This is a genomic window from Streptomyces griseosporeus (assembly GCF_014656055.1).
GTDB lineage: Bacteria > Actinomycetota > Actinomycetes > Streptomycetales > Streptomycetaceae > Streptomyces > Streptomyces griseosporeus.
In genome coordinates, this window is sequence record NZ_BNBR01000005.1 from 610,939 (window position 1) to 624,944 (window position 14,006).

14 protein-coding genes are annotated in these 14,006 nt (G+C 72.0%); 8 read left to right on the top strand and 6 right to left on the bottom strand.

Translation table 11 applies throughout. From position 1 onward, the window contains the following. Nucleotides 1-53: 53 nt before the first annotated feature. Entirely contained in the window at nucleotides 54-2,363 is a 2,310-nt protein-coding gene (locus IE308_RS25915; RefSeq protein ID WP_190219743.1) for a transglycosylase domain-containing protein, read from the bottom strand. Between the two features lie 625 nt (nucleotides 2,364-2,988). On the opposite strand from IE308_RS25915, the gene wblA reads away from it, so the two are divergent. Beyond that, the gene (gene wblA, locus IE308_RS25920; RefSeq protein ID WP_067240880.1) at nucleotides 2,989-3,327 is read left to right on the top strand and encodes a transcriptional regulator WblA; all 339 of its coding nucleotides are present in this window, start codon (nucleotides 2,989-2,991) and stop codon (nucleotides 3,325-3,327) included. 135 nt (nucleotides 3,328-3,462) lie between these two features. Here wblA and bagB read toward each other — a convergent pair whose 3' ends face one another. Continuing rightward, a complete protein-coding gene (gene bagB / locus IE308_RS25925; protein WP_190219744.1) occupies nucleotides 3,463-4,968 on the bottom strand; it encodes an ATPase BagB in 1,506 nt (501 codons plus the stop codon). Next, complete coding sequence (bagA, locus tag IE308_RS25930; protein ID WP_110629496.1) at nucleotides 4,965-5,942, bottom strand: ATPase BagA; 978 nt, start codon at nucleotides 5,940-5,942, stop codon at nucleotides 4,965-4,967. Before bagA ends, bagB begins: the two co-directional genes overlap by 4 nt. A gap of 117 nt (nucleotides 5,943-6,059) precedes the next feature. On the opposite strand from bagA, the gene sp36 reads away from it, so the two are divergent. The 4 genes from sp36 to IE308_RS25950 all read left to right on the top strand — a co-directional run bounded on the left by sp36 (nucleotide 6,060) and on the right by IE308_RS25950 (nucleotide 8,483). Further along, nucleotides 6,060-6,221, top strand: coding sequence for a Sp36 family protein (gene sp36 / locus IE308_RS25935; RefSeq protein ID WP_110629497.1), 162 nt, complete (start codon nucleotides 6,060-6,062; stop codon nucleotides 6,219-6,221). Next, a complete protein-coding gene (locus IE308_RS25940; RefSeq protein ID WP_110629498.1) occupies nucleotides 6,218-6,682 on the top strand; it encodes a RidA family protein in 465 nt (154 codons plus the stop codon). The genes sp36 and IE308_RS25940 overlap by 4 nt, the downstream gene beginning before the upstream one ends. Nucleotides 6,683-6,783: 101 nt before the next feature. Next, nucleotides 6,784-7,656 carry an NUDIX hydrolase gene (locus IE308_RS25945; RefSeq protein WP_190219745.1) on the top strand — a complete coding sequence of 291 codons (873 nt, stop codon included), beginning with the start codon at nucleotides 6,784-6,786 and terminating at the stop codon, nucleotides 7,654-7,656. Continuing rightward, nucleotides 7,653-8,483: an MBL fold metallo-hydrolase gene (locus IE308_RS25950; RefSeq protein ID WP_190219746.1), complete on the top strand. Its 831-nt coding sequence runs from the start codon at nucleotides 7,653-7,655 to the stop codon at nucleotides 8,481-8,483. The genes IE308_RS25945 and IE308_RS25950 overlap by 4 nt, the downstream gene beginning before the upstream one ends. On the opposite strand, the gene IE308_RS25955 is transcribed toward IE308_RS25950, so the two are convergent. Next, the gene (locus IE308_RS25955) at nucleotides 8,480-9,370 is read right to left on the bottom strand and encodes a nucleotidyltransferase domain-containing protein (RefSeq protein ID WP_190219747.1); all 891 of its coding nucleotides are present in this window, start codon (nucleotides 9,368-9,370) and stop codon (nucleotides 8,480-8,482) included. The genes IE308_RS25950 and IE308_RS25955 overlap by 4 nt on opposite strands. Nucleotides 9,371-9,543: 173 nt before the next feature. After that, nucleotides 9,544-10,218, bottom strand: a complete 675-nt coding sequence (locus IE308_RS25960; RefSeq protein ID WP_029382547.1) for a Crp/Fnr family transcriptional regulator — start codon at nucleotides 10,216-10,218, stop codon at nucleotides 9,544-9,546. A gap of 353 nt (nucleotides 10,219-10,571) precedes the next feature. Here IE308_RS25960 and nth point away from each other — a divergent pair, with 353 nt between their 5' ends. The 3 genes from nth (at nucleotide 10,572) to IE308_RS25975 (ending at nucleotide 13,660) form a co-directional block, all read left to right on the top strand. Continuing rightward, nucleotides 10,572-11,594, top strand: a complete 1,023-nt coding sequence (nth, locus tag IE308_RS25965) for an endonuclease III (protein ID WP_190219748.1) — start codon at nucleotides 10,572-10,574, stop codon at nucleotides 11,592-11,594. A 52-nt stretch (nucleotides 11,595-11,646) separates the two neighbouring features. Continuing rightward, nucleotides 11,647-12,342: an NUDIX hydrolase gene (locus IE308_RS25970; RefSeq protein ID WP_190219859.1), complete on the top strand. Its 696-nt coding sequence runs from the start codon at nucleotides 11,647-11,649 to the stop codon at nucleotides 12,340-12,342. 118 nt (nucleotides 12,343-12,460) lie between these two features. Continuing rightward, nucleotides 12,461-13,660 (top strand): MarP family serine protease, encoded by a 1,200-nt coding sequence (locus IE308_RS25975; RefSeq protein WP_110629503.1) that lies wholly within the window; start codon nucleotides 12,461-12,463, stop codon nucleotides 13,658-13,660. Between the two features lie 25 nt (nucleotides 13,661-13,685). Here IE308_RS25975 and IE308_RS25980 read toward each other — a convergent pair whose 3' ends face one another. Next, a complete protein-coding gene (locus tag IE308_RS25980; RefSeq protein WP_110629504.1) occupies nucleotides 13,686-13,868 on the bottom strand; it encodes a hypothetical protein in 183 nt (60 codons plus the stop codon). Nucleotides 13,869-14,006: the final 138 nt, after the last annotated feature.

Consider the following 14,006-nt stretch of genomic DNA (forward strand, 5'->3'; position numbering starts at 1 on the left):
CCTCCGGGCGGAGGGCGCCCCTCGTCGTCGTTCAGCCGGCCGGCCGGGGAGGCTTACGGGAACTTCCCGCCGTTGCCGTTCCCGCCGCCGTTCTCGTTGCCCTGGATGAAGCCCTCGGGGAGCGTGAACGTGGGCTGCGGGTCTGTGCCGCCGGTCGTGCCGCCGGTGTCCGTGCCTCCGGTGTCGGTGCCGCCGATCAGGCCGCCGATGAGACCGCCGTTGCCATGGCCGTTGCCCGGCTTGTCGTCGCCGTTGCCGCCGCCGTCGTGATCGCGCCCCTTGTCCTTGTCCTGCTCGGGGTCGGGGATGTTGATCAGGTTGAAGTCCGGCGCGGGCCGGCCGTCCAGCGCGCCGGCCATCATGCTCTTCCAGATCGGTCCGGGGACCTCACCGCCGTACACCTTGTCGTGCCAGACGCCGCCGATGGAGATCTGCTGCATCTTCCGGTCGTGGGCCGGGTCGCCGACCCACACCGCGCCGGCCATGTTGGGCGTGTACCCGACGAACCAGGCCGAGTAGCGCTCGTCCGTCGTACCCGTCTTACCGGCGCTGGGGCGGCTGCCGAGACCCGCCTGCCGGCCCGTGCCGTCCTCGACGACGCCCCGCAGGAGCGTGTTGATCGTGTCGGCGGTGGTCTCGGACATCGCGCGCGAGCAGGTCGACTTCGGGACCGGCAGCGACTTGGTCTGGTCGCCGATGCGCTGGCTGATCGACTCGATGGCGACGGGCGTGCAGTACATGCCGCGCGAGGCGAAGGTCGCATACGCGTTCGCCATGGTCAGGGGGGACATCACCGCGGTGCCGAGGGCGAGTGAGGGGCTCTGGTCCAGCGCGCGGCCGTCGGCCCGCTCGACGCCCATCTTCTTCGTCATGTCGATCACCGGGCAGATGCCGATGTCTCCGATCATCTCCACGAAGTAGGTGTTGACCGACTTGGCCATCGCCTCCTTCATGGCGTACGGGCCCGACTCGGACTCGTTCTCGTTGGTCAGGGTCTCGCCCTTGAGGTTCTGCCACGTCTTGCCGTCGCACGCCTGGACAGGGCTCGGGTACTCCATCTTGTACGGCGAGCCGTAGACCTTCGTCGCCGGCATGCCGCCCTCGATGGCGGCGGCGGCCACGAACGGCTTGAAGGTGGAACCGGGCTGGTACCCGATGCCGCCGCCCTGCGCCCGGTCGACCGAGAGGTTGATCTGCGTCTCGTTCTTGCCGAAGCCGTACGGCCGGGACTGGCCCATGGCGAGGATCTTGCCGGTGCCGGGCTCGACGATGCTGGCGGCGGTCGCCACCTCGTCGTCCTTGTAGACGTGCTCCTTGACCGAGTCCTGGAGCGAGTCCTGGGCCTGCGGGTCGAGGGTGGTACGGATGGTCAGGCCGCCCTGGTTCCAGATCTTGGCGCGGGCCGCGCGGGTCTTGCCGAAGACCGGGTCGGTGAGGAAGATCTCGCGGACGTAGTCGCAGAAGAAGCCGGCGCCCTTCACGGCGGTGATGCAGCCGTTCTTGGGCTTGCTGACCTTCAGGCCGAGCGGCTGCTTCTTCGCCTGGTCGGCGTCGGCCTGGGAGATGTCACCGACCTCGGCCATGCGCTGCAGGACGACGTTGCGCCGCTTGGTGGCCTCCGCCTCGTCGTTGACCGGGTCGTACCGGCTGGGGGACTGCACGATGCCGGCCAGCAGGGCGGCCTCGGGGAGGGTGAGGTCCTTGGCGTGCTTGGAGAAGTAGCGCTGGGCCGCGGCCTCGACGCCGTAGGCCTGCTCGCCGAAGAACGTGATGTTCAGGTAGTTCTCGAGGATCCGCTTCTTGCCCAGCTCCTCCTCGACCTGGATCGCGTACTTCAGCTCGCGGATCTTGCGGCCGATGGTCTGCTGGGTGGCCTGGGCGACCTTGGTGGGGTCGTCGCCGGCCTCCTCCACGAAGACGTTCTTCACGTACTGCTGGGTCAGCGTGGACGCGCCCTGGGCCACGCCGCCGCTCTGCGCGTTCTTGTTCAGCGCGCGCAGGACACCCTTGAGGTCGATCGCGCCGTGCTGGTAGAAGCGCGAGTCCTCGATCGCGACGATCGCCTTCTGCATGTACGGCGAGATGTTCTTCAGCGGCACGACCGTGCGGTCGCGGGAGAAGACCGTGGCGATCTGGCCGCCGTCGGCGTCGAGGATGGTGGTGCGCTGGCTCAGCGGTGGCGTCTTCATGTTCACGGGGAGCTCGTCGAAGCTCTCCACCGATCCCTTGGCGGCCAGGCCCAGCGCGCCGACGGCGGGCATCGCGATGCCGGCCAGCACCGCTCCGGCGAGCACACTGACACCGAGGAACTTGGCGGCCTGCTGCGTTGGCGACAGACCACCGCCCGAGCGCTTCTTTGGCATGAGGGCAGCCTAATCCGTACTCCAGAGCCTTCCGAAGGAGCGGTCGCTCCTCGGTATGTTCGCGACCGGTCGGCGGTGCGCCCACCGCTGCTACGTCTACCCCCTGGTCGGCGGCCATGCCGACGCCCGTGCTCCAATCGGCCCCGGCGGTCGGCGCGCCGCCCTCCGGCCCGCCCGGAACCGGACGTGTCCCGCCTCGCCGATGACGGCGCGGCAAAGTGAGGGCGGCGGGGTTCGCATTCGCCGGACACGCGTGCAGGCCTTGGCCTAAGCTGCTCTCAACTGTCACAGCAGTGCGGTCACGTATCAATACGTCCGGCGACCCCGAATCGTTCCGGAGGTACCCGACTTTCTGGTGGGGACGTGTCCGAATCCGCCTCGTGTGTCATCCGTCGTCCGTTGTGACGCGGCGCGACTGCCCCGTTTTGCCGGGATGATCACGCATGTCGCCACCTCACTCCCCCGGGTGATCTGCCGCTTACCCATAGTCCGTTCGGACCATTCAAGATTGGGCCCGCTGGGGGTGTTGCGCTGTCCCCACCTTCCGTAACGTCCTCAACTGGCGGCGGTGAATATGCCGCTGCCGCCGTGGGGGAGCCTCGATTCGGGAGAGGACGGCGCCGGTATGGGCTGGGTAACCGACTGGAGTGCGCAGGCGGCCTGCCGCACTACCGATCCGGATGAACTGTTCGTTCAAGGAGCAGCGCAGAACAGGGCCAAGGCGGTGTGCACCGGATGCCCGGTGCGGACCGAGTGCCTGGCCGACGCGCTGGACAACCGCGTCGAGTTCGGCGTGTGGGGAGGCATGACGGAGCGGGAGCGCCGCGCACTGCTGCGCAGGCGGCCGACCGTCACCTCGTGGCGCCGGCTCCTGGAGACCGCGCGCACGGAGTACGAGCGCGGCGTGGGCATCGTGCCGCTCGACGACGACCAGGTGTACGAGAACTACGCGGCGGTGAGCTGAGGCCACCTCTCGGCGTCCACGGGCTCGGCGACCGCCACGTCCGCGCGACGACACCGACACGCTTCGGCGCGGGTCCACGCCCGCGCAGCACCGCCGTACCCGCGCGGCACCGCGCGGGCGGTCACCGACGTGGGCTCACGCCCCCGCCCCGGCCGGGCCCTCGCTGCTTTCCGGCAGCTCCGGGCGGTTGGCCGCGAGGCGGTTTCCGATGTCCCGCAGGCCCGCGAGGTCGTGTACGTCGCCGGGCAGCGCGGCCACTTCGGCCACCGCGACCTCGGGGTGCAGCGCGGTGAAACGGTCACGGGTGCGCCGCTCGCGGGAGAGCAGCTGCATCCGCTCGGCGTGCAGCCGCAGCAGCCCCGCGGTCAGCTCGTCGACGCCGCCGTCCGCGCGGTCCGGGTGATCCGTGGCGCGCGTGCCGTCCGCCGTATCAGCCGCCGCATCGTCAGCTGCCGCGTCCGCAGCCGCCGTATCGTCCGCAGCCGTGTCAGCCGCCGTATCGTCCGCACGCTCCGTGGCCGCCTCCGTGGCGGGGGAGCCGGGGCCGGAGGTCGACGCGGGTGCGGAGGGTTCCGCGTGATCTGAACTGCCGTACGTGTCGGGAGAGTTACGAAGTCCAGCTTTCCCGCCGTCCTGATCCACAATGCGGCGCTCGTCAAGATTTTCCGCGGCGGCGAGCGCCCGCTCGGCCGACAGCTGGGCGGCGCCGCTGCCGTGCACCCGGTTGAGCACCAGACCGGCCAGCGGCATCCTCTCCGCCGCCAGCCGCTCGACGAAGTACGCCGCCTCCCGCAGCGCGTCCCGCTCCGGCGCCGCCACCACCAGGAACGCGGTCCCCGGCGCCTGGAGCAGCTTGTACGTGGCGTCCGCGCGGGTGCGGAACCCGCCGAAGGTGGTGTCCATCGCCGCCACGAACGTCTGGACGTCCTTCAGCAGCTGACCGCCGAGCAGCTTGCCGAGCGTGCCGGTCATCATCGACATGCCGACGTTCAGGAACTTCATCCCGGCCCGCCCGCCCAGCTTGGCCGGCGCGGTCAGCAGCCGGATCAGCCGGCCGTCGAGGAAGGAACCGAGCCGCTTGGGCGCGTCCAGGAAGTCCAGCGCGGAGCGCGAGGGCGGGGTGTCGACGACGATGAGGTCCCACTCGTCCCGCGCCCGCAGCTGCCCCAGCTTCTCCATCGCCATGTACTCCTGCGTGCCCGCGAAGCCCGCCGAGAGCGACTGGTAGAAGGGGTTGCCCAGGATCGCGGCGGCCCGCTCGGGATCCGCGTGCGCCTCGACGATCTCGTCGAAGGTGCGCTTCATGTCGAGCATCATCGCGTGCAGCTCGCCGCCCGCGGCGTCCTCGATGCCCTTCACCCGGCGCGGCACGTTGTCCAGCGAGTCGATGCCCATGGACTGGGCGAGCCGGCGGGCCGGGTCGATGGTGAGGACGACGACCTTGCGGCCCCGCTCGGCGGCGCGCAGGCCGAGCGCCGCCGCCGTGGTCGTCTTGCCGACGCCGCCCGAGCCGCAGCACACCACGATCCGGGTCTTCGGGTCGTCCAGCAGCGGGTCGAGGTCGAGCACGCGCGCGGGGGAGAGACGGTGACGGGTGCCCTCCCGCGCGCCCTCCTGGGCCAGGGCCGGCTCCGGACTCATGACATCCCCTGCTTCCGCAGCTCGGTGGCGAGTTCGTACAGGCCCGCCAGGTCCATGCCCTCGGCGAGCAGCGGCAGTTCGTGCAGCGGCAGGCCCAGCTCGCCGAGGACCGCCCGCTGCTCGTGCTCCAGCGCGTACCGCTCGGCGTATTCCTCGGCCTGGCGCAGCAGCGGGTCCACCAGCCGCTCCGCGTGCCCGCCGCGCCGCGCCCCGCCGAGCCCGGCCGCCGACAGCGAACGGGCCACGGCCGTACGAGGTGTGCTGCGGACGAGTTCCAGCTCGGCGGCGTCCAACACCTCCGGCCGCACCATGTTCACGATGACCCGGCCCACCGGCAGCCTGGCCGCGCGCAGTTCGGCGATGCCGTCGGCGGTCTCCTGGACCGGCATCTCCTCCAGCAGCGTCACCAGGTGCACGGCCGTCTCCGCCGACTTCAGCACCCGCATCACGGCCTGCGCCTGATTGTGTATCGGGCCGATCTTCGCCAGGCCCGCCACCTCGTCGTTGACGTTGAGGAAGCGGGTGATGCGGCCCGTGGGCGGCGCGTCCATGACCACGTAGTCATAGACGAAACGTCCTGACTTGTCCTTTCTGCGCACCGCCTCGCACGCCTTGCCGGTGAGGAGTACGTCCCTCAGTCCGGGCGCGATGGTGGTGGCGAAGTCGATCGCGCCGAGCTTCTTCAGCGCCCGGCCCGCGCCGCCCAGCTTGTAGAACATCTGGAGGTAGTCCAGAAGGGCCAGTTCGGGATCTATGGCCAGGGCGAACACCTCGCCGCCCCCTGGCGCGACGGCGATCTTCCGCTCCTCATAAGGCAGCGCCTCCGTCTCGAAGAGCTGTGCGATGCCCTGCCGGCCCTCGACCTCGACGAGAAGCGTCCGCTTCCCCTCCGTCGCGAGGGCCAGCGCGAGGGCGGCGGCGACCGTCGTCTTTCCGGTCCCGCCCTTGCCGCTGACGACCTGGAGCCTGCTCACGTCTTCGAGCGTAACCAGTCCGTGCCGCGCACGGACGGGAGGCTGTGGATAACACCCCAGGAACACCGCTCGCGGTCGGCCGGCTGCCCCACCGGCCACAGCGGCTACAGTCGCCCCATGAAGAAGTGGGAATACGCCACCGTGCCGCTGCTCGTCCACGCCACGAAGCAGATCCTGGACACCTGGGGCGAGGACGGCTGGGAGCTCGTCCAGGTCGTGCCCGGCCCCAACAACCCCGAGCAGCTGGTGGCCTACCTGAAGCGGGAGAAGCAGGCATGAGCGCGGTCGAGGCGAAGCTCGCCGAACTCGGACTGACCCTGCCGGAGGTCGTGCCGCCGCTGGCCGCCTACCAGCCGGCGGTCCAGTCGGGGCCGTACGTGTACACGGCCGGCCAGCTGCCGATGGTCGAGGGCAAGCTGCCCGTCACCGGCAAGGTCGGTGCCGAGGTCACGCCCGAGGAGGCCAAGGACCTGGCCCGCACCTGCGCGCTGAACGCGCTCGCCGCGGTCAAGTCCGTCGCCGGTGACCTGGACCGCGTCGCGCGCGTGGTGAAGGTCGTCGGCTTCGTCGCCTCCGCGGCCGACTTCACCGGGCAGCCCGCCGTCCTCAACGGCGCCAGCGAACTCCTCGGCGCGGTCTTCGGCGACAAGGGCGTGCACGCGCGCAGCGCGGTCGGCGTGGCGGTGCTGCCGCTGGACGCGCCGGTGGAGGTCGAGGTCCAGGTCGAGCTGGCCCCCTGAGGTCCCTTCCGGGGGCCCTGAGGTCCCTCCCCGTAGGCCCTGAGCGCCCCCGCTCTCGATCACCTCTCGAACATTCGCCCAGCACGGGATAGCCTCCGGCCATGGCGAATGGGCAGTGGTATCCACCGGAATGGCCGGACCGGATCCGCGCGCTCGCGGCCGGCACCCTCACGCCGGTCGCGGCCCGGCGCGCGGCGACGGTGATGCTCCTGCGGGACACCGACGGCGGCCCCGCCGTCCACATGCTGCGCCGACGCGCCTCCATGGCCTTCGCCGGAGGCGCGTACGCCTACCCCGGCGGCGGCGTCGACCCGCGCGACGACGACCATCTGGTGCGCTGGGCGGGCCCCACGCGCGCGTGGTGGGCGCAGCGGCTCGGTGTCGACGACGAGACGGAGGCCCAGGCCATCGTCTGCGCGGCGGTCCGCGAGACCTACGAGGAGGCCGGCGTCCTGCTGGCCGGCCCCGCCCCGGACACCGTCGTCGGCGACACCACCGGCGCCGACTGGGAGGCCGACCGCGCCGCCCTGGTCGCCCGCGAGACCTCCTTCGCCGAGTTCCTGGACCGGCGCGGCCTGGTGCTGCGCTCGGACCTGCTGGGCGCCTGGACCCGCTGGATCACCCCCGAGTTCGAGCCGCGCCGCTACGACACCTGGTTCTTCGTCGCCTCCCTCCCGGCTGGCCAGCGCACCCGCAACGCCTCCGGCGAGGCCGACCGCACCGTGTGGATCCGGCCCGGGGACGCCGCCGACGGCTACGACAAGGGCGAGCTGCTGATGATGCCGCCCACCATCGCCACCCTGCGCCAGCTCACGCCGTACGCCACCGCCGCCGAGGCGCTGGCCGCCGCACCCGCCCGCGACCTGACGCCCGTCCTCGCCCAGGCGCGTCTGGTCGACGGCGAGGTCGTGCTGTCCTGGCCGGGCCACGACGAGTTCACCAAGCACATCCCGACCGGGGGAGCCTCCGCATGACCGACGCCAGCGCACTTCCCGGCCGGCCGCGCGGCGGGGTCACCACCGGGCCCGTCACCGAGCGCGCGGTGAACGTCCTCGCGCCCAACCCGTCCGCGATGACCCTGGACGGCACGAACACCTGGATCGTCTCCGAGCCCGGCTCCGACCTCGCCGTCGTGATCGACCCGGGCCCGCTGGACGAGGGGCACCTGCGCGCGGTCGTCGACACCGCCGAGAAGGCCGGCCGGCGCGTCGCCCTCACCCTGCTCACCCACGGCCACCCGGACCACGCCGAGGGCGCCGGCCGGTTCGCCGAGATGACCGGTACGCGCGTGCGTGCCCTCGACCCGGCGCTGCGGCTCGGTGACGAGGGCCTGTCCGCCGGGGACGTGATCACGGTCGGTGGCCTGGAGCTGCGCGTCGTACCGACCCCCGGCCACACCGCGGACTCGCTCTGCTTCCATCTGCCGGCCGACCGGGCGGTCCTCACCGGCGACACGGTCCTCGGCCGCGGCACGACCGTCGTCGCGCACCCCGACGGCCGGCTCGGCGACTACCTGGACTCCCTGCGCCGCCTGAGGTCCCTCACGGTCGACGACGGCGTCCACACGGTCCTGCCGGGCCACGGACCCGTCCTGGACGACGCCCAGGGCGCCGTCGAGTTCTACCTCGCCCACCGCGCCCACCGGCTCGCCCAGGTCGAGACGGCCGTCGAGGACGGCTACCGCACGCCCTCCGAGGTCGTCGCCCACGTGTACGCCGACGTGGACCGCTCGCTGTGGCCGGCGGCGGAACTGTCGGTACGGGCCCAGCTGGAGTACCTGGAGGAGCACGGCCTGATCTAAGGGCGCTCTCGTCCGTCCCGGGGCGTCCCGTCCGCCGGGGGCCGCCTCTCGTCCGCCGGGGGCCCCTCGTCCGCGCGGAGCGCCTTGACGCCGTGCACGCGCGCGTACTCCGCCGCCAGCCAGGGCCCGAGGTCGTCGACGTACGACCGCAGGACCTCCGGGTCGCCGACGGGCTCGTGGCCGCGTACGGCAGCGGCGCGCAGCTGGCCGGCCCGCCGCGGGTAGTACGCCCCGAACACCTCGGCCATCTCGCCGAGGTCGCTGGTCCACCCGTTCCAGCGGGGCATGACCAGGGTGAACCCGGTGCGGACGAGGTGCCGTGACATGAAGCGCACGAGCGGGCGCCGGGCCTCCTCGGTGTCCCCGGCCGCGGCGATCCGCTCCCGCCAGCGCGGCAGGATCCGGCCGAGGTCGCCGTTGGTCTCGCGGGCGAGCCGGGAATCGGGCCGGTAGCGCGGCAGGCGCGCAGCGAGGTCCTCGCCCAGCAGCGGGGTGCACAGGCAGGCGACGAACCAGCCCAGGTCGTACCGCTCGGCCTCGCTCAGCAGCCGCGCCCGGCTGTACAGAAGCGTGCCGACGCCGTCGATCTGCGGGAACTCCCGGTCGACGGCCTCCCCGAGCGCCCGTACGGCGTCCCGGTCGGCGTCGGCCGGCTCCTCCCGCAGCGCGACCAGCAGGTCCAGGTCGCTGCGGCCCACGCGCGCGGTGCCGCGCGGGATCGAGCCGTACAGGTACGCGCTGTCCAGCCGCGCCCCGAACAGAGCGGTCAGCCGGTCACGCGCGACGGCGACCACCGGGCGGAAGGCGTGCGGCACGCGCGCGAGGGAGCCCTCCCGGGCGAGGAAGCCCTCGGGGTCGAGGCCTTGGGGGCGGGCGGTGTGGGGCATCGCCCCACTGTGCCGTGACGGCGGCCCGGCCGGGACTGATTTTCCCGCGCAGGCCGCCGCCCCTGTCGTACGCGTCAGCGCTTCGTCGTACGGGTCGGCACCTGTCGTCCGCCTCAGCGCCTCGTCGTCCGCGTCAGCGGCTTGCTGTCCGCGTCAGCGCCTTGTCGTCCGCGTCAGCGGGAACGCTTCGCGAGGCGCTCCACGTCCAGCAGGATCACCGCGCGGGCCTCCAGGCGCAGCCAGCCGCGCTGGGCGAAGTCGGCGAGCGCCTTGTTGACCGTCTCACGGGAGGCGCCGACCAGCTGGGCCAGCTCCTCCTGCGTCAGGTCGTGCACGACGTGGATGCCCTCCTCGGACTGCACGCCGAAGCGGCGCGACAGGTCCAGCAGAGCGCGTGCCACGCGGCCCGGGACGTCGGAGAAGACCAGGTCCGACATGGCGTCGTTGGTCTTGCGCAGGCGGCGGGCGACGGCGCGCAGCAGCGCGGCTGCCACCTCGGGCCGGGCGTTCAGCCAGGGCTGGAGGTCGCCGTGGCCCAGGCCCAGCAGCTTGACCTCGGTCAGCGCGGTCGCGGTCGCGGTGCGCGGGCCCGGGTCGAACAGCGACAGCTCGCCGATCAGCTCGCCGGGGCCCACCACGGCGAGCATGTTCTCGCGGCCGTCGGGGGAGGTGCGGTGCAGCTTGACCTTGCCCTCGGTCACCACGTACAGCCGGTCGCCCGGGTCGCCCTCGTGGAACAGGGAGTCGCCGCGTGCCAGGGTCACCTCACTCATGGAGGCGCGAAGCTCCGCGGCCTGCTCGTCGTCGAGAGCCGCGAAGAGCGGGTTGCGCCGCAGAACGTCGTCCACGAGTTCTCTCCTTGTCGACCTGCTCAGGGGATCTTGGTCCCCGGGGGTACAGGGGACCGTGGTGCCCATTTTGCCGGACGGTCCAAACAGTGTGATCTGTCACAAGGATGCCGTACACGCGTCCGGAGGTAAGCGGCAGGGGGCCAATTGGGCGCCGATCTTCCGGGTCCGGGGCGGATGTCGGTGCCGGGCTCTAGGCTGGCCGGGTGTCCAAATCGCCGGTGAGAGCACAGGCCAAGGGGGCTGAGCTGGTGGTTGTACGTCGGGATTCCGCTGTGGGCGAACAGGAGTCCGGCGGGGGTGAGAAAGCGGCGAAAGTCGCGAAGAAGACATCAGGGAAAAGGGCGGCACCTGTGAAGAAGTCGGCCGCGGCACAGAAGTCGGCCGCCACGAAGAAGGCCACGACGTCCAAGAAGGCCACAACGGCCAAGAAGGCGGCCACGTCCGCCAAGAAGGCCGCCCCCGCGAAGAAGGCCCCGGCGAAGAAGGCCGCGACCGCCTCCGCCAAGCTCAAGAAAGCCGTCGTCGCGCCCAAGAAGGCCACCGCCGCCGTCAAGGGCGTCGCCCCTGCGCAGCCCGTCTCCGCCTCCCGGCCCCGCAAGGAGGAGTCCCGTACGGCCCTCGTCCGCCGCGCCCGCCGGATCAACCGTGAGCTGGCCGAGGTCTTTCCGTACGCCCACCCGGAGCTGGACTTCGTCAACCCCTTCCAGCTGATCGTCGCCACGGTCCTGTCCGCCCAGACCACCGACCTGCGCGTCAACCAGACCACCCCGGCCCTCTTCGCCAAGTACCCCACCCCCGAGGACCTGGCCGCCGCCAACCCCGAGGAGGTCGAGGAGATCCTGCGCCCCTGCGGCTTCTTCCGGGCGAAGACCAGGTCGGTCATAGGGCTGTCCAAGGCCCTGGTGGAGGAGTACGGCGGTGAGGTCCCCGGCCGTCTGGAGGACCTGGTCAAGCTGCCCGGCGTCGGCCGCAAGACCGCGTTCGTCGTGCTCGGCAACGCCTTCGGCCGGCCCGGCATCACCGTGGACACGCACTTCCAGCGGCTGGTGCGGCGCTGGCAGTGGACCGACGAGACGGAGCCGGACAAGATCGAGGCCGCCGTCGGCGCGCTGTTCCCCAAGAGCGACTGGACCGACCTCTCGCACCACGTGATCTGGCACGGCCGCCGGATCTGCCACGCCCGCAAACCGGCGTGCGGAGCCTGCCCCATCGCCCCGCTCTGCCCGGCGTACGGCGAGGGCGAGACGGACCCGGAGAAGGCGAAGAAGCTGCTGAAGTACGAGAAGGGCGGCTTCCCCGGCCAGCGTCTGAACCCCCCGCAGGCCTACCTGGACGCGGGCGGGAAACCCGCCCCGCCACTGGGGGCCGGATGACGGAACGATCTCGGTGGGGCCGGGCGTTGGACAAGGTGGAACGGGGGTGGAGATGACGCGCGCGAGCGACACACAGGGCGGGCCGGTGACGTTGTCCAAGGAGGGCCTGCCCGGCTGGCTCGACCCGGTGGTGCGGGCCGCCGAGACGATCGAGCCGCTGCAGCTGAGCCGCTTCCTGCCGCCCGCCGACGGGGCGGGGCGGCAGTCCGCGGTGCTCATCCTGTTCGGCGAGGGCGCGCGCGGGCCCGAGCTGCTGCTGATGGAGCGGGCCGGGTCGCTGAGATCGCATGCCGGGCAGCCGTCGTTCCCCGGCGGCGCGCTCGACCCGGAGGACGGCGATCCGCACGGCGACGGGCCGCTGCGGGCCGCGCTGCGCGAGGCCGAGGAGGAGACCGGCCTGGACCCGGCCGGCGTGCAGCTCTTCGGCGTGCTGCCCAAGCTGTACATCCCGGTCAGTGGTTTCGTGGTCACCCCGGTGCTGGGCTGGTGGCGCGAGCCCAGCCCGGTCGGCGTCGTCGACCCGAACGAGACCGCGCGGGTCTTCACCGTCCCCGTGGCGGATCTCACGGACCCCGCCCACCGCGCCACCACCGTCCACCCCAGCGGCCACCGCGGCCCGGCGTTCCTGGTCGAATCGGCCCTGGTCTGGGGTTTCACGGCCGGTGTGATCGACCGCCTGCTGCACTTCGCGGGCTGGGAGCGCCCCTGGAACCGCGACCGGCAGGTCCCGCTGGACTGGCGGTCGTGACAGGGTTGCCCCCGTGCCGTGGTGTCCGGGGGCTGGAGTCCGTTTGCCGCTGAGCGGCGGGCCGGAGACCCCGGCCGACCTGGTGTGATCGCGTAGTGACGAGGCGAGGCTTGAAGCGGTGAACGTGCTGGACATCCTGTTGCTGATCGCGGCCGTGTGGTTCGCGGTCGTCGGCTACCGGCAGGGCTTCGTCGTCGGCATCCTGTCGGTGATCGGCTTCCTCGGCGGTGGCCTCGTCGCCGTGTACCTGCTGCCCGTGATCTGGGACGCCCTCACGGACAACTCCGAGGTCAGCACCACCGCCGCGGTCGTCGCGGTGATCGTCGTGATCGTCTGCGCCTCGGTCGGCCAGGCCCTGACCACCCACCTGGGCAACAAGCTGCGCCGCTACATCACCTGGTCCCCGGCCCGCGCCCTGGACGCCACGGGCGGCGCCCTGGTCAACGTCGTCGCGATGCTGCTGGTGGCCTGGCTGATCGGCTCGGCCCTCGCGGGGACGACCCTGCCGACACTGGGCAAGGAGGTCCGCAACTCCAAGGTGCTGCTCGGCGTCTCGCGGGCCCTGCCGGACGCGGCGGACACGTGGTTCGCCGACTTCTCCTCGGTCCTCGCGCAGAACGGCTTCCCGCAGGTCTTCAGCCCCTTCTCCAACGAGCCGATCACCGACGTCCAGCCGCCCGACCCGGCGCTCGCGGGCAGCCCCGTCGCCGCGCGCGCCCAGCGGTCCATCGTGAAGGTGATGGGCACCGCGCCGAGCTGCGGCAAGGTGCTGGAGGGCACCGGCTTCGTCTTCGCCGACCGCCGCGTCATGACGAACGCGCACGTGGTGGGCGGCGTGGACGAGCCCACCGTGCAGATAGGGGGCGAGGGCCGCAAGTACGACGCGACGGTCGTCCTGTACGACTGGCGGCGCGACATCGCCGTACTCGACGTGCCCGGCCTGAAGGCGCCCGCGCTGAAGTTCACCGCGAAGGACGCGGCCAGCGGCGACGACGCGATCGTGGCCGGCTTCCCGCAGAACGGCTCGTACGACGTGCGCGCCGCCCGCGTGCGCGGCCGGATCTCGGCCAACGGCCCGGACATCTACCACCGCGGCACCGTCCGCCGCGATGTGTACTCGCTGTACGCGACCGTCCGCCAGGGCAACTCCGGCGGCCCGCTGCTCACGCCCGACGGGCAGGTCTACGGCGTGGTGTTCGCCAAGTCCCTCGACGACGCCGACACCGGGTACGCGCTGACCGCGGACGAGATCAAGGAAGACATCGCCCGGGGTCGTACGGCGAACGAACAGGTGGACAGCGACAGTTGCGCCCTGTGAGGCGCCCGGCCGGGGACCCGGCGGGTCAGCCGCGCGGGTGACGCAGGCGCACCGAGACCCAGCGGGCCCGGCGGCGCAGGATGCGCGGGATCCCCACCCGCGGGTCGGTGCTCGTCATCTGCGGAGCACCACCGCGCTGATGGGAGCTCAGCCCGGCGGCCGAGCGGCGGTTGCGTGCTGCGTCACTGTAGTCGTGCGTCCAGCCCATACCCCGACGTCTGCCCCCGCCCCAAGGTCGATAACCGCTCCCACAGCCCCCAATTGGCCTATGCGCCGGGCAATTGGCCGTTCGTAGGACAGGTGTACGGCGTTCGGATACCGGGCGCTCCGGGGTGGTCACCGAACG